11 protein-coding genes are annotated in these 15,965 nt (G+C 48.6%); 6 read left to right on the plus strand and 5 right to left on the minus strand.

The window, feature by feature from the left end; genetic code table 11:
* A complete protein-coding gene (aspS, locus tag T500_RS0107640) occupies positions 1 to 1,761 on the minus strand; it encodes an aspartate--tRNA ligase (protein WP_028907619.1) in 1,761 nt (586 codons plus the stop codon).
* Between the two features lie 140 nt (positions 1,762 to 1,901).
* Here aspS and T500_RS0107645 point away from each other — a divergent pair, with 140 nt between their 5' ends.
* Positions 1,902 to 2,288, plus strand: coding sequence for a DUF1573 domain-containing protein (locus T500_RS0107645; protein WP_028907620.1), 387 nt, complete (start codon positions 1,902 to 1,904; stop codon positions 2,286 to 2,288).
* Here T500_RS0107645 and T500_RS0107650 read toward each other — a convergent pair.
* Positions 2,285 to 3,340, minus strand: coding sequence for a DUF3078 domain-containing protein (locus T500_RS0107650; RefSeq protein ID WP_230580872.1), 1,056 nt, complete (start codon positions 3,338 to 3,340; stop codon positions 2,285 to 2,287). The two genes, T500_RS0107645 and T500_RS0107650, sit on opposite strands and share 4 nt — an antisense overlap.
* A gap of 232 nt (positions 3,341 to 3,572) precedes the next feature.
* On the opposite strand from T500_RS0107650, the gene yidC reads away from it, so the two are divergent.
* Genes yidC through T500_RS0107675 form a run of 5 tightly spaced genes read left to right on the plus strand, consistent with a single transcriptional unit; the run spans position 3,573 to position 12,111 of the window.
* A complete protein-coding gene (gene yidC / locus T500_RS0107655; protein WP_028907622.1) occupies positions 3,573 to 5,462 on the plus strand; it encodes a membrane protein insertase YidC in 1,890 nt (629 codons plus the stop codon).
* Between the two features lie 5 nt (positions 5,463 to 5,467).
* Complete coding sequence (locus T500_RS0107660; protein WP_028907623.1) at positions 5,468 to 7,633, plus strand: alpha/beta hydrolase family protein; 2,166 nt, start codon at positions 5,468 to 5,470, stop codon at positions 7,631 to 7,633.
* Between the two features lie 28 nt (positions 7,634 to 7,661).
* Positions 7,662 to 9,284 (plus strand): MFS transporter, encoded by a 1,623-nt coding sequence (locus T500_RS0107665; protein WP_028907624.1) that lies wholly within the window; start codon positions 7,662 to 7,664, stop codon positions 9,282 to 9,284.
* Between the two features lie 2 nt (positions 9,285 to 9,286).
* Complete coding sequence (locus tag T500_RS0107670) at positions 9,287 to 10,750, plus strand: DUF1846 domain-containing protein (protein ID WP_028907625.1); 1,464 nt, start codon at positions 9,287 to 9,289, stop codon at positions 10,748 to 10,750.
* Complete coding sequence (locus T500_RS0107675; protein WP_028907626.1) at positions 10,726 to 12,111, plus strand: MFS transporter; 1,386 nt, start codon at positions 10,726 to 10,728, stop codon at positions 12,109 to 12,111. Before T500_RS0107670 ends, T500_RS0107675 begins: the two co-directional genes overlap by 25 nt.
* Here the strand turns inward: T500_RS0107675 and T500_RS0107680 are convergent.
* Genes T500_RS0107680 through T500_RS0107690 form a run of 3 tightly spaced genes read right to left on the minus strand, consistent with a single transcriptional unit; the run spans position 12,101 to position 15,963 of the window.
* Positions 12,101 to 13,036, minus strand: coding sequence for an endonuclease/exonuclease/phosphatase family protein (locus T500_RS0107680; protein ID WP_028907627.1), 936 nt, complete (start codon positions 13,034 to 13,036; stop codon positions 12,101 to 12,103). The two genes, T500_RS0107675 and T500_RS0107680, sit on opposite strands and share 11 nt — an antisense overlap.
* Positions 13,033 to 14,430, minus strand: coding sequence for a Na+/H+ antiporter NhaC family protein (locus tag T500_RS0107685; protein WP_028907628.1), 1,398 nt, complete (start codon positions 14,428 to 14,430; stop codon positions 13,033 to 13,035). Before T500_RS0107685 ends, T500_RS0107680 begins: the two co-directional genes overlap by 4 nt.
* Positions 14,431 to 15,963: a peptide MFS transporter gene (locus tag T500_RS0107690; protein ID WP_028907629.1), complete on the minus strand. Its 1,533-nt coding sequence runs from the start codon at positions 15,961 to 15,963 to the stop codon at positions 14,431 to 14,433.
* Between the last annotated feature and the right edge of the window lie 2 nt (positions 15,964 to 15,965).

Raw genomic sequence — 15,965 nt, forward strand, 5'->3', positions numbered from 1 at the left:
TTATTCTTGACGTATATCAACCTTCAGGTTCAGTTCGTCAAGTTGTTTCTGATCCAACTCACCTGGTGCATCGAGCATCACGTCGCGACCGCTGTTATTCTTGGGGAATGCGATGCAATCACGAATGCTGTCGAGACCAGCCATCAGACTTACGAAACGATCCAAACCGAAGGCGAGACCTGCGTGAGGAGGTGCTCCGTACTTGAAGGCATTGATGAGGAATCCGAACTGAGCCATAGCACGCTCGGGAGTGAAGCCCAGAATCTGGAACATCTTTTCCTGAAGTTTGCCATCGTGGATACGCAGTGAACCACCACCAACTTCAACACCATTGCAAACAAAGTCGTAAGCCACGGCACGAACCTTAGCAGGATCGGTATCCAACAGAGGAATATCGTCGGGGTTAGGCATAGTGAATGGGTGGTGAGTAGCCATCAGGCGCTGCTCCTCATCGCTCCACTCAAAGAGTGGGAAGTCGACAATCCACAAGCATACGAACTTATCCTTATCACGCAGTCCGAGACGGTCGCCCATCTCCAGACGGAGTGTGCAAAGCTGTACACGAGTCTTGTTGGCATTGTCGCCACTGAGAATCAGCACGAGGTCGCCATCCTTAGCACCACATGCCTCCTTAACCTGAGCCCAAACCTCAGGAGTATAGAACTTATCGATAGACGACTTAACAGTACCATCCTCGTTGAACTTAACATATACCAAGCCCTTAGCACCTACCTGAGGACGCTTAACGAACTCAGTAAGCTCATCGAGCTGCTTACGAGAATAGTTAGCACAACCAGGTACGCAAATACCACCAATATAAGTTGCCTCATTGAATACAGGGAAAGTACCAGTACCCTTGAGCTGGTCCATCAGCTCAACGAACTCCATGCCGAAACGCAAATCGGGCTTATCGCTACCAAAGCGACGCATAGCCTCGTGCCATGTCATACGCTGCAGAGCAGGCAACTCGATACCACGAACCTCCTTGAACAGATGACGAGCCAGATCCTCGAAAATCTGGAGAACATCCTCCTGATCAACGAACGACATCTCACAGTCGATCTGAGTAAACTCAGGCTGACGGTCGGCACGCAGGTCCTCATCACGGAAGCACTTGGCAATCTGGAAGTAACGGTCGAAACCTGATACCATCAACAGCTGCTTCAGGGTCTGTGGTGACTGTGGCAGGGCATAGAACTGACCTGGGTTCATACGTGAAGGAACCACGAAGTCGCGAGCACCCTCTGGTGTAGAACCAATCAGGATTGGGGTCTCTACCTCGATAAAGTTCTGAGCATCGAGGAAGTTACGAATCAGGATGGTCATGCGGTGACGCAGTTCGAGATTCTTACGAACAGCAGCACGACGCAGATCGAGATAACGGTACTTCATACGGATATCATCACCACCGTCGGTGTTATCCTCGATGGTAAATGGAGGTGTGAGACTCTCGCTCAGCACGTTCAGTTCCTTTACCAGAATCTCAATGTCACCAGTTGGCATCTTGGGATTCTTACTCTGGCGCTCGCTTACCTCACCCTTAATCTGAATACAAAATTCACGACCAAGTTTGTTGGCACGCTCGCACAGTTCAGCATCGTCAGCCTCGTTGAAAACAAGCTGAGTCAAGCCATAACGATCGCGAAGATCAACGAAGGTCATACCACCCATCTTACGACTTCGCTGTACCCATCCGGCCAGTGTTACAACACTACCGGCATCCTGGAGCCTAAGCTCTCCACAAGTCTTACTTCTGTACATATTTAATTGCTATTTATTCATTTAAGGTGCAAAATTACATAAAAAATTGATAATAGACAAACATATTTCTTAATTCTTCGTCATTAATTCATATTTTTATAGTAACTTTGCACTGATTTAATCATTTAAACGACAAAAAGATGAAAAAGATTGCATTTATTGCATTGATGCTGTTTTGCGGATTGACAGCCGCATTGGCACAGAAACCTGCTGAAATCAAGTTCGATAAACTGACACATAATTTCGGTAGTTTCTCAGAGAAGAGTCCTGTTGTAACTTACACCTTCACCTATACCAATGTAGGCGAGCAGCCATTGGTTATCAATCAGGCTGTAGCCAGCTGTGGCTGCACCGTACCCGAGTACACCAAGGCTCCCATCAAGCCAGGCGAGAAGGGCGAGATTAAAGTAACCTATAACGGCGCTGGTAAGTTCCCCGGCCATTTCAAGAAGTCGATCACTATCCGTACCAACGGTGTAGTTGAGATGACCCGCCTCTATATTGAGGGTGAAATGACGGAAAACTAAAAGCTGTAAGAGAATCCGATAGAGCTATACTCCTTGAACTGGAGATAACCCAGGTCGTCGTCCTTCGTACCAGTATCGTCGAATCGAGGGAAGAGAAACAGGTTAGCTGAGATATACTTTGATACACGCAGAGCGAAAGTGTTTTCCCACTCAATCTCTGTACGCTTATACGATGTGAATGCATAGAGGCGCGACTTCCATGTGATCACATCGTTTATTTTCCAGCTTACATCAGCTGTTAACTGCGAACCAAAGTCAACCAATGAATGGCGTCCTTCCTCCAAACCATAACTGGTAGAAAGGTCTAAACGATCAACATAACGGTAGTTGATAGCCAATGGCGACAGGTTGACAGTACCCGACCATTTCTTATTCTTGGTAGCCAGTTTGTAATCCATACCAAGACCGAAGTTGAGGTTGAATGGCGACATGAAATCAGAATAGACATTACGATCGTTTGACTTCAAACCCTGTGTAAACTGGCTGTAAGCCAGAACCTGCAAAGTATAGTACCAGTTCTTGGCAGCCTGCAAACCAACCTTACTGGTCAAACGAATCAGGTCCTCGTTCGACTTGAACTTATGAATCGAATCGGTACGTGAACGCAGGAAACCCAGTTTCATCTCCAACTTATTATCCCACTTCCATTTGTTGCGATTATCATAGTTGGCCTCTAAGGTCAGCGAACCCACCATCGAGTAGTTACTTTCACCACCCTTGTACCAGTTGCCACTTACGTAGTTCTGCATAAACTGCAGATAGCCGTCACCTTTCTTTGTCCAGAAATCGGGTTTCTGAACCAGAATGGTAGTAGGCACATCGTCGGGGGTATCGATAACAGGACTTTCAACCTTCTCAACCAGCTTTACCTGGTTCTTAATGGGCTGATCCACATCCTTACGGATATTACCAGTTTGCTGAAGTTCCGACTCGGTGGTATTCACCAGATCAGGACGGTTCAGATAAATATGCAACAAGGCTTCGTCGATAGCATCAGCCACAGGGTCCTGACCAGCCGAATCGGGCTGGATTGAAAGTGATTTATTAGCCACATTATGGTAAAAAGTGACTGGTGCAAACAAACGAAAATAGCGTCCGTCTAATGTATCTTTTGGTTGAGCAGCAGAGGCGCTAAGCACCCAAAATGCTGCGAATAATAATGCAACTTTTCTCATATCTGGTGCAAAGATACAATTTTTTGCCTATAGTATGCATTCTTTTCGCATTTTTTTCGTAATTTTGCACCTTGATTTACGCGTACATTAATAAAAAAGCAAAATAGAAATGAATAAAGACACTATTATCGGCTTCGTCCTCATTGCGCTGGTGCTTATCGGCTTCAGCTGGTACAACCAGCCTTCGCAGGAGGAAATGGAAGCTGCGAGAAAACAAGACAGCATTGCTACAGTGATGCAACAGGATGCCGCCAAGAAGCAGAAAGCCGAAGCGGCAGCACGTAAAGCACAGGCTGCAGCAGCTGCTCAGGGTGACACAACAGCACTGTTCTATGCCGCACAGAACGGCAAGAACCAGCCCGTTGTTCTGAAGAACGACAAGGTTGAGCTGACCTTCAACACAAAAGGTGGTACACTTGCTAAAGCAGTGATTAAGAACTTCGAGAATCTGAACGACCAGATGGGGGTAACTCTCTTCGACCAGAACACCCAGCAGATGAACTTCATGCTGGCTGGTAAGTCGGAGAACATCATCACCAAAGACCTGTTCTTCACTCCATCAAACGTTACCGATTCTACCCTCACCATGACTGCTCAGGCTGGCAATGGTGGTAGCATCGAATTCAACTACGTTCTGGGAAAGGACTACATGCTGCACTTTAATGTAAAGGCCAATGGTCTGCAGGGCATGTTTGCTCCTAACTATCAGGAGATGAGCATCGAATGGAACGACCTTGTTCGTCAGCAGGAGAAGGGCTTTACTTTCGAAAACCGCTATACATCGGTTACCTATAAGAAGGCTAACAGTGGTACTAAGAATATTGATGAGGGTTCAGAAGAGATTGACAAGGAGATTGAGGAGCAGCTCGACTGGGTGGCTTTCAAGAACCAGTTCTTCTCAGCAGCCCTTATCTCGAAGGATAACTTTGCTGCCAACTCACTGTTGACAAGCATTCCACAGCAGAAAGGTAGTGGCTATCTGAAGCAGATGGGTGCCAAGCTGAAGACAGCTTTCGACCCCACAGGCGCTAAGGCAACTGAGTTTGAAATGTATATTGGTCCTAACGACTTCCGTCTGATTCAGGATGTTGAGCAGCAGAGCGCATTCGGTAAGGACCTCGACCTGGAGCAGTTAGTAAACCTGGGATGGTGGCTGGTACGCTGGATTAACCGCTGGTTTACCATCTACGTATTCGACTGGCTCACCTCATGGGGCTTCTCAATGGGTATCGTACTGATTCTGATTACCCTGTTGCTGAAGGTCATCACCTTCCCAATGGTAAAGAAGAGCTACATGTCATCTGCCAAGATGCGTGTGCTGAAGCCAAAACTCGACGAGGCTACCAAGCAGTACGACAAACCCGAGGATCAGATGAAGAAACAGCAGGCCATGATGCAGCTTTACTCACAGTATGGCGTATCGCCTCTGGGTGGCTGTCTGCCTATGCTCATCCAGTTCCCAATCTGGATGGCTATGTTCTTCTTCGTACCTAACGCTATCCAGTTGCGTCGCGAGTCGTTCCTGTGGATCAGCGACCTTTCTACTTACGATCCAATCATCGAATGGGGCACTCAGATCTGGGGTATCGGCGATCACTTGTCGCTCACCTGTATCCTGTTCTGTGTAGCCAACGTGCTTTACAGCTATATGACCATGCGCCAGCAGCGCGACCAGATGGTTGGTCAGCAGGCTGAGCAGATGAAGATGATGCAGTGGATGATGTACTTGATGCCAGTAATGTTCTTCTTCATGTTCAACGATTACTCATCAGGTTTGAACTTCTACTACTTTATCTCACTGTTCTTCTCGGCTGCCATCATGTGGACACTCCGCAAGACTACCAACGACGAGAAACTGCTCGCCATCCTGGAGGCCAAATACAAGGAGAACAAGAACAATCCTCAGAAGAAGACTTCTGGTCTGGCAGCCCGTCTGGAGGCTATGCAGAAGCAGGCAGAGGAACTGCAGAAACAGAGAATGAACCAACAAAAAAGATAAAACTTATGAAGAAATATCTAGTTATTCTAGTAGGGCTAGCGATGCTAGCCACTTCAGCTAAAGCAGAAAACGTGAAGATAGGGAAACAGAATATCAAGCTTGCCAGCAACCTGATGACACCCGAGGCACTTTGGGCCATGGGTCGTGTAGGTGCTGCCGAGGCTTCGGCCGATGGTAAGCAGGTTGTTTACCAGATTGGCTACTACAGCGTAAAGGCTAACAAGAGTCAGCAGAAGATTGCCATCATCAACGCTGATGGTACAGGCAACACCACTCTGACCACTGGTAGCAAGAGCGAGACCGATCCTACCTGGTATAACGGAAAGATTGCTTTCCTGACAGGTGGACAGCTGTGGACCATGAACCCCGACGGTTCTGACCGCAAGCAGATTTCGAACACCTCGAAACCTATCGAGGGTTTCAAGTTCTCGCCTGATGGCAAGAAGGTGATTCTGCTCCACTCACTCGAGTTCAACGAAATTATCAAGAAGAATCCCGACGATCTGCCAAAGGCTACCGGCCGCTTGGTAACCGACCTGATGTATCGCCACTGGGATCACTATGTAGAGAGCATCCAGCACCCCTTTGTTGCTGATGTAACAGAGGATGGCATCAAGGATGGTATCGACATTCTGGAGGGCGAGCCCTACGAGTGCCCCATGGAGCCATTCGGTGGTATCGAGCAGTTAGACTGGGCACCCGACTCTAAGTCGATTGCCTATACCTGTCGTAAGAAGACCGGTCTGGAGTATTCTATCTCAACCGACTCAGATATCTATTTATATATAATAGGTACGCGCGAGACCAAGAACCTTTGCAAGCCTGCCGATTACAAGGCACCAAAGGTTAATCCAACCAAGACCCTGAAGTATCAGAGTGTGAATGCCAAGGAGAACCTGAAAAATAACGTAGGTTACGATCAGAATCCTAAGTTCTCGCCTGATGGCAAGTACATTGCCTGGACTTCGATGGAGCGCGATGGTTACGAGGCTGATCGTCTGCGCCTGTGTGTTTACAACCTGGCTACTGGAGAGAAGAAATACGTAACCGAGAGCTTTGATTCAAGTGTTGAGGACTTTGTTTGGAGCGATTCTAAGGACGCGATGATTTACTTTATCGGCGTTTGGCATGCTACCATCAACCTCTACGCCGTAAACTGGAAGGGTGAACTGAAGCAGTTGACCAACACTTGGGACGACTTTGGACAGATTCATCTGATGAACAACGGTAAGCAGTTGCTGATGGAGCGTCATAACTACACATCACCTGCCGACCTGTATATTGTTACTCCAAACTTCAAGAAGCCAGAGAAGACACAGACCAAGCAGCTTACTTTCGAGAACAAGCACATCCTTGATCAGCTGGCTAAGCCAACCGTACAGCAGCGTTGGGTAAAGACTAGCGATGGCAAGCAGATGCTGGTTTGGGTAATTCTGCCACCAAACTTCGACGAGAACAAGAAGTACCCCACCCTGCTGTTCTGCGAGGGCGGTCCTCAGAGTCCAGTATCACAGTTCTGGAGCTACCGTTGGAACTTCATGATCATGGCTTCGCAGGGTTATGTAGTAGTAGCACCTAACCGCCGTGGCCTGCCGGGATTCGGTCAGGAGTGGCTCGAGGAGATCTCTGGTGACTGGACTGGTCAGTGCATGAAGGACTATCTGGCAGCTATCGACGACGCTGCCAACAATCTGCCATACGTAGATAAGGATCATCTGGGTGCCGTTGGTGCATCATTCGGTGGTTTCTCTGTTTACTATCTGGCTGGTCATCACGACAAGCGTTTCAAGGCATTCATCTCTCACGATGGTGCATTCAATCTGGAGGCTATGTACACCGAGACTGAGGAGAACTGGTTCTCTAACTTTGAGTACGACGATGCCTACTGGAATAAGGATCGTACAGCTAATGCCGACAAGACCTATAAGAACTCACCTCATCAGTTTGTTGACAAGTGGGATACTCCAATCCTCGTTATCCACGGCGAGAAGGACTACCGAATCAACGCGACTCAGGGTATGTCGGCATTTAATGCAGCCCGCATGAAGGGTATTCCAGCCGAGCTGCTCATCTTCCCCGATGAGAACCACTGGGTGCTGAAACCACAGAACGGTGTACTGTGGCAGCGCACCTTCTTTAACTGGTTGGACCGCTGGCTGAAGGAGAATTAAAAAATTGAAGAATTAAAAAATTGAAATAATGACTCAAGCAATTCAAAAGACCCTTCGCGACAGCGCTGGTATGCGCTGGACTGCGCTTTTACTGCTGGCACTGGCCATGTTCTGTGCCTACATCTTTATGGACATCCTCTCACCTATCAAGGACCTGATGCAGGAGACCCGTGGTTGGGACTCTACCGCATTCGGTACCATGCAGGGTTCTGAGGTATTCCTTAATGTGTTCGTGTTCTTCCTCATCTTCGCAGGTATCATCCTCGATAAGATGGGCGTTCGTTTCACTGCTGTGCTTTCAGCTGCTGTAATGGTGGTTGGTGCCTGCGTAAAATGGTATGCCGTAAGCGAGAGCTTCATGGGAACCGGACTCGAGACTTGGTTTAACAACCATCTTAATTATATCCCCGTATTCGACGAACTGGGTGTATCGCCATTCTATGCCGGCATGCCTGCTTCGGCTAAGTTTGCTGCCTGCGGCTTCATGATCTTTGGTTGTGGCTGTGAGATGGCTGGTATCACCGTAAGTCGTGGTATTGTAAAATGGTTCAAGGGTCGTGAGATGGCTCTGGCTATGGGTTCAGAGATGGCACTCGCCCGTCTGGGTGTTGCTACCTGTATGATTTTCTCGCCTTTCTTTGCCCGTCTGGGTGGCGAGGTTTCAGTAAGCCGTTCAGTAGCCTTCGGTGTGGTACTGATGTGTATCGCTCTCATCATGACCATCGTATACTTCTTCATGGACCAGAAGCTGGATGCACAGACAGGTGAGGCTGAGGAGAAGGACGATCCCTTTAAGATCAGCGACCTGGGTAAGATTCTTACCGATGCAGGTTTCTGGATTGTAGCTCTGCTTTGCGTGCTTTACTACTCAGCCATCTTCCCATTCCAGAAGTATGCTGTAAACATGCTGCAGTGTAACCTGACTCTTACAGCCCCCGATGCTAACTCGTTCTGGGCACAGCCCGATGTTACCATCGTTCAGTACATCATCATGCTGATTGTGGCTGCTGCAGGTTTCGCTTCAAACTTCCAGAAGAAAGCCAACCTGAAGTTCGGTCTGCTGGCTCTTTCAATCTTAGCACTTATCACTTACTGCTATATGGGCTTCATGCGTCAGTCGGCCGAGAGTATCTTTGCTGTATTCCCACTGCTGGCAGTGCTCATCACACCTATCCTTGGTAGCTATCTCGACCACCACGGTAAGGCAGCCACCATGTTGGTATTGGGCTCAATCCTGCTCATTGCCTGTCACCTTACTTTCGCCTTCGTACTGCCAATGTTCAAGGGCAATGCTGTAGGTGGTATAATCATCGCTTACACCACTATTCTGGTGCTGGGTGCTTCGTTCTCACTGGTACCTGCAAGCCTCTGGCCTTCAGTACCCAAGTTGGTTGATGCCAAGGTAATCGGTTCGGCCTACGCTCTGATTTTCTGGATTCAGAACATCGGTTTGTGGTTGTTCCCATTGCTCATCGGTAAGGTACTCGACCAGACAAACCCTGGCGTAACCGATCCAACACAGTTCGATTACACTGCACCTCTGGTTATGCTGGCTTCGCTTGGTGTAGCAGCACTCATCCTGGGCTTCGTACTCAAGGTGGTAGATAAGAAGAAAGGTATTGGTCTTGAACTTCCCAACATCACAGAATAATTATGAAGATAGGATTCGATAACGACAAATATCTCAAGATTCAGTCTGAGCATATCAAGGAGCGCATTGCTCAGTTCGATGGCAAGCTCTACATGGAGTTAGGTGGCAAACTGTTCGACGATCACCATGCATCGCGTGTATTGCCAGGTTTCAAACCCGACAGTAAACTGCGCATGCTGGGCCAGCTGCGCGACAGCATCGAGATTGTCATCGTGGTTAGCGCCGAGGACATCGAGAAGAACAAGGTACGTGCCGACCTCGGCATTACTTACGACGAGGATGTTCTGCGCCTGCGCGATGAGTTCATGGGCCGCAACTTCATGGTGGGCAGTGTGGTTATTACCCACTACAACGGTCAGCATGCTGCCGATCAGTTCCGTCATCGTCTGGAGCGCGAAGGCATCAAATCGTACATCCACTACCCCATCGACGGCTACCCACACAACGTGGAGCTGATTGCCAGCGACGAGGGCTTTGGAAAGAACGATTACGTAGAGACCTCACGTCCACTCGTAATTGTAACAGCTCCTGGTCCTGGTAGCGGTAAGATGGCTACCTGCCTGAGTCAGCTCTACAACGAGAACAAGCGTGGCATCCGTGCCGGATATGCTAAGTTCGAGACCTTCCCCGTATGGAACCTTCCTTTGAAGCATCCTGTAAACATCGCTTACGAGGCTGCTACAGCCGACCTGAACGATGTGAACATGATCGATCCCTTCCACCTGGAGGCATACAACAAGACAGCCGTGAACTACAATCGCGACATCGAAATCTTCCCCGTACTCAATGCACTCTTCGAGGGCATCTACGGTGAGAATCCTTACAAGTCGCCCACCGATATGGGTGTGAACATGATTGGTTTCTGCATCAGCGACGATGAGATTTGCTGCAAGGCTTCGAAAGATGAGATTATCCGCCGTTTCTACGATGCTACCAACAAGATGGCCGACGGTGCCGATAACGAGAGCGAGGTAAACAAGATACGTATGCTCTTTAATCAGGCCAAGATTACTACCGCCTTCCGTCCGGTTACCACAGCTGCCTACGAGAAGAAGATCGAGACAGGTCTGCAGGCTGCTGCTATCGAGCTTGAGGATGGTACTATCATCACCGCCAAGTCATCGCCACTGTTAGGTTGCAGTGCTGCTCTGCTTATCAATGCCATGAAACATCTGGCAGAGATTAATCACGAGGAGAAGCTGATTCCACAGAGTCTGATCGAGCCCGTACAGAAGACCAAGATTGATTATTTAGGTGGTAAGAATCCCCGCCTGCATACCGACGAGGTACTGGTAGCTCTGAGCGTACTCTCTAACGACGACGAGAAATGTCGCAAAGCCTTGGAGCAGCTGCCCAAGCTGCGTGGCTGTCAGGTACACACCACCGTTATGCTGAGCGAGGTTGACCGCAAGATCTTCAAGAAATTAGGTTGTGGATTGACATGCGACCCAATAAAGAAAAAATAAATAACTCGCCTTTTGCGAGATGGACTGTGCTCATCATCGTGGCAACCGCCATGATGATGGGCTATTTCGTTAACGACGTCATGTCGCCACTCGAAACGCTCCTTGAACTGCCCAAGGAGCAGGGAGGCTTAGGTTGGACACCATCCGACTATGGTTTCTTCTCAGGCGCAGGCAGTTTTATCAATGTATTTCTGTTGATGCTCTTCTTCTCGGGATTGATTCTCGACAAGATGGGTATCCGTTTTACAGGCACGTTAGCCTGTTCGCTGATGGCCTTAGGCACACTCATTAAGTATTATGCCGTAACGGCCGAATTCGGTAATGAGCCCATAGCATTTCTCGATTATCAGCTGCCCGCCTCAGCCGTTTGGGCATCCTTGGGATTTGCTATATTCGGTGTAGGTTACGAGATGACAGGCATCAGCGTATCAAAAGCTATGGTACGATGGTTCACTGGTCATGAGTTAGCCTTGGCCATGGGCATCCAGTTGGCCATGGCTCGTTTGGGCACCGCTGCAGCCCTGAGCATCTCAGCCCCCATCGCCCGCCACTACACACTCTCCATGCCACTATTAATATCGCTGGCATTCTTAATCATTGGTTTGCTGGCATTCCTGGTATTCTGTATCATGGATCGTAAGTTGGATGCTAGTAGGGCTAGTATATCTAGCAGTTCTAGTATATCTAGTAGCTCTAGTTGCGCGAATCGCGCAACCGAGGAGGGCGAAGAATTCCGCTTATCAGATATCGGCATCACCCTTCGTAATCCCGGTTTCTGGCTCATTACACTGTTCTGCGTTCTGTTCTATTCGGCCGTATCGCCATTCCTCAAATTCTCAACAAAACTGATGGTGATGAAATATGGTGTTGATCCCGATATTGCAGGATTTTTCTCATCGATTGCACCCTTCGGTACCATTCTGATGACACCATTATTCGGACTGATATACGACCGCTATGGCAAAGGCGTAACCTTAGTGATTACAGGTGCACTTATGCTTACAGCCGTTCATTTTGGTTTCTCACTGCCTATGCACAGCAGCACCATCGCTATCGCTTTGATGGTCACACTCAGCATTGGCTACTCGTTGGCACCTGCCGCTTTATGGCCTTGCGTACCAAAGATTATTCCACTGAAGTGTTTAGGCACAGCTTACTCTATGATTTTCTTTATCCAGAACTTTGGACGAGCTGTGATTCCCATGTGTGTAGGACGAGCTAATGAAACTGATCCTACCTACACTACCTCGATGCTGATTTTTGGATTTACGGCATTAGGCGCAGCTGTAACAGCGATTGCCATGCTGGTAATCGACAAGAAAAAGAACTACGGGTTGCAACTGCCGAATATTAAAAAATAAGTCGTACAACTAATGGCAGGTGATCGCTGAAACCACCTTGGTAACGAGGACCGATATACGTTCTTCGTGGTCGATACCCGCCATATCTGTCATCCTCTTCTAATAAGAACTTAGGTGCGTGAATAAAAGCGGTATCCACCTTATTATTAATAGAGGAACTGCCTAATATATGATCGATACTCTCCCACTCGCCTTTGTAGCGATAGGTGCCACGAACGCCATTGGCACCCTTGGCATGTTTGGTCAGGTTCACCAAACCATGTTGCTCGTACTGTAACAGACTTGGACTAAGGGCACCATCATTAAAGTCGCCTGCAACCATCAATTTGGCGTCAGGAGAGATGGCACGGATCGAATCTATCGATTGGCAAAGTCGATCTGCCACAGCCAATCTGAATGGACGACTATGTTTCTCGCCACCAAACTTACTGGGCTGATGCACCACAAACACATGGAGTGTATCACCCGAAACAGTTTCGCCACAGGCATACAGTATATCTCGTGTAACACGCATGCCCTCGACTGGATTCACACGAATAGCATAACTACGGATGGGTGCAAACGAAGCTGGCGCATAAAGTAGCGCCACATCAATGCCGCGCTCATCGGGCGAAGAAGTCATCAGATACTGATAGCCGGCATTACGCAACAGCGAACGACGCGTGAGATCATGCATTACCGAATCGTTCTCAACCTCACATAATGCCACCAAATCAGGGATACCATTGCCTTCATCCGAACACGAAAGCAGTTCCTGAGCCACCATATTCAGTTTATGCCAATAACGTTTCGACGTCCAATGTCTGTCCGACTCAGGCAAGAATTCAGTATCCTGCTTACCAGCATCGTGGGTATAGTCGAACAAGTTTTCACAGTTCAACTCCACAAACGTCAAGAAACCTGATAAAAGCAGACTGAGTATCATTTACGCTTGATTTTCCAGCCAAGACCTGCCACAAGGATACTCGTGATAGGCGACAGGATATTGAAGAAACAATAAGGCAGATAAGTGAGCGTAGCCACGCCAAGCACGGTGCTCTGGGTAAGTCCGCAAGTGTTCCAAGGAACCAGAACCGAGGTTACCGTTGCACCATCCTCGCAACTGCGACTCAGCAAACGGGCCTCGTAGCCACCTTTCCTATATACATCCTTAAACATCGAACTGGCCAGCATAATCGACAGGTACTGATCGGCCATCGCGATATTGCAGAACAGCGAGGTGCCAACCGTCGAAGCTACCAACGAAGCTGTACCACGCACCCAGCGCAGCACCACCTTCATCAAATCGGCTAACTGTCCGGTTGCCGTCAGCGCGCCACCGAAAGTCTGTGCACAAATAATCAGCCAGATGGTCGGCATCATACCACCCATACCACTGGTCTGCACCAGATCGTTCAGCATCGGCACACCCGTCTCAATATTCGTACTGCCGTAACATACCTGCATCATACCTTTGTAAGATGACAGGAAACCATCGTGACCCGAAATCTGTCGGATCAGGTCGGGCTGTACCAACAATCCTACCACAGCTGCCAACAGGATGGCCAGGAACAGTACCACCATCGATGGCCAACGGCGTGCAATCATCACACCCGTCAGTACAGGTACTATCAACAGCCAAGGCGAAATCACAAACGTATGCTGCAAGCCGTCCATAAACTCCTGTACATTGCCATGCCCCGATACGTTCATCATCAGTCCTGCAATCAGGAAGATCGAAAGCGATACCAAGAACGATGGCACCGTGGTATAAAGCATATAACGGATATGCGTAAACAACGGCGTACCCGATACACTCGAAGCCAGCACGGTAGTATCGCTCAATGGCGACAGCTTATCACCAAAGTAAGCACCTGTGATGATAGAACCGGCAATCCAGCCATCATCAAAACCATGTGCCTTACCGATACCCATCAGCGCAACACCGATGGTAGCAACGGTAGTCCACGACGAACCGATCATCAAACTCACCAATGCACACAGCACACTACTGCTCACCAAGAACACCTCGGGGCGGATAATCTGCATGCCGTAGTAGATCATCGTAGGTACAATGCCCGATACCATCCAGGTTCCACCGATGGCACCGATCAACAAAAGGATAATGATAGCCGGTGTACAACTGGCTATCTTATCCGTTATCTCTTTTTCCAGATTCTCCCATTCCAGTCGTTTGGAGAAATGGCCTATTAACACACTAACTGCCGATGCTGCCAACAACGACACCTGACTGGCACCATCTAAAGTTGCGTTGCCAAAAACGGCAACGCAACATGTAATGAGTACTATCAGTACTATGAATGGGATAAATGAAATCATTTAGCAAACCTTTTCGAGACGCTTCATCATAGCGAACATGAATACTGCAGCTACCAAGCAAACGCCCAGGAACACACTCCAGCAGATCCAGAGGGGTACTGCACCCCACAGCAATCCACCTACTACAACAAGCTGATTACCGATGGCAGTAGCAACAAACCAGCCACCCATCATCATACCCTTGTACTTTGGAGGTGCAACCTTTGATACAAATGAGATACCCATTGGGCTGAGCAGCAGCTCACCGAATGTCAGCACCAGATAAACCATAATCAGCAGGTTTGGTGTAACATCAGCTACATGAACAGCAACAGGGTTACCATCAGCACCAACCTCGGTCTGAGGCATTGGCAGGCCGAATGATGAGAAGGCCATCAGTGCATAAGCGATAGCGGCCACAATCATACCATAGGCAATCTTACGGGGAGCAGATGGTTCCTTGCCCTTAGCTGCCAGCGAACCGAAGATAGCCATCGATACTGGTGTGAGGGCTACTACATAGAAGGGGTTGAACTGCTGGAAGATAGGAGCAGAAACTGTTACTGTACCCTCAGCATCATACTGAATAAACAGGAAAGCCAGTGCCAACACAATCACACCCAGTGAGATACCCTTTGCTTTTGGAGTCTTCGACTGGAACAGTGAGAACGAAGCATACACAATGAATACGATGGCTACCAGGTTCCATACGTCGAAGCACATGGCCTGCAGGCCCTGAGCACTCTGAGCAGTAAACTCATCGGCAAAGTATGTGAGCGACAAACCGTTCTGGTGGAAGGCCATCCAGAAGAAGATTACCACAGCAAATACCAGGCACAGAGCCACAATACGCTGTTTGGTTTCCTCCTTGGTGAGCTCAGGCTCGGTGCTTGCTGCATCAGCCTTAACAGCCTTCTTGGTTCCACCCTCGGTATGACGGAAGGTTGAACGGAACATGTAATAGATGGCAATCGAGAGTACCAGCGATGCACATGCCACAGCAAACGAGAAGTGGTAAGCATCGTTAGATGAATAACCAAGCACAGTCTCGGCATACTCCTTGATACGGATGGCAGCAGTAGGTGCAAACAGGGCACCGATGTTGATAGCCATGTAGAAGATAGAGAAACCGGCATCGCGCTTATCCTTATACTGCGGATCGTTATACAAGTCACCCACCATTACCTGCAGGTTACCCTTAAACAAACCGGTACCAAAACCAATCAGCAACAGGGCAGCCAGCATCACTACCAGCGCTACGGTATCACCACCAAGGGGCACCGACAACAACAGATAGCCGGCAAACATAATGATGATACCTGTGGTAACCATCTTTCCGAAACCGAACTTATCAGCCAGAATACCACCAATCAAGGGCAGGAAGTAAACCAGCATAAGGAACGAACTGTAGATTGTGCCTGCCATAGCTGGCGACAATCCGTAATTAGCTCTCAAGAAAAGAGCAAACACGGCAAGCATGGTATAATAACCGAAACGCTCGCCTGTATTGGCCAAAGCCAACGCAAATAAACCTTTGGGTTGATTTTCGAACATAA

This window comes from Xylanibacter ruminicola Ga6B6 (genome assembly GCF_000687715.1).
GTDB classification, from domain to species: domain Bacteria; phylum Bacteroidota; class Bacteroidia; order Bacteroidales; family Bacteroidaceae; genus Prevotella; species Prevotella ruminicola_B.

Bases quoted from the DNA above. Each gene is read 5' to 3' on its own strand.
- aspS (WP_028907619.1), bottom strand. From the start codon at position 1,761: ATGTACAGAAGTAAGACTTGTGGAGAGCTTAGGCTCCAGGATGCCGGT.
- T500_RS0107645 (WP_028907620.1), top strand. From the start codon at position 1,902: ATGAAAAAGATTGCATTTATTGCATTGATGCTGTTTTGCGGATTGACA.
- yidC (WP_028907622.1), top strand. From the start codon at position 3,573: ATGAATAAAGACACTATTATCGGCTTCGTCCTCATTGCGCTGGTGCTT.
- T500_RS0107660 (WP_028907623.1), top strand. From the start codon at position 5,468: ATGAAGAAATATCTAGTTATTCTAGTAGGGCTAGCGATGCTAGCCACT.
- T500_RS0107665 (WP_028907624.1), top strand. From the start codon at position 7,662: ATGACTCAAGCAATTCAAAAGACCCTTCGCGACAGCGCTGGTATGCGC.
- T500_RS0107670 (WP_028907625.1), top strand. From the start codon at position 9,287: ATGAAGATAGGATTCGATAACGACAAATATCTCAAGATTCAGTCTGAG.
- T500_RS0107675 (WP_028907626.1), top strand. From the start codon at position 10,726: ATGCGACCCAATAAAGAAAAAATAAATAACTCGCCTTTTGCGAGATGG.
- T500_RS0107680 (WP_028907627.1), bottom strand. From the start codon at position 13,036: ATGATACTCAGTCTGCTTTTATCAGGTTTCTTGACGTTTGTGGAGTTG.
- T500_RS0107685 (WP_028907628.1), bottom strand. From the start codon at position 14,430: ATGATTTCATTTATCCCATTCATAGTACTGATAGTACTCATTACATGT.
- T500_RS0107690 (WP_028907629.1), bottom strand. From the start codon at position 15,963: ATGTTCGAAAATCAACCCAAAGGTTTATTTGCGTTGGCTTTGGCCAAT.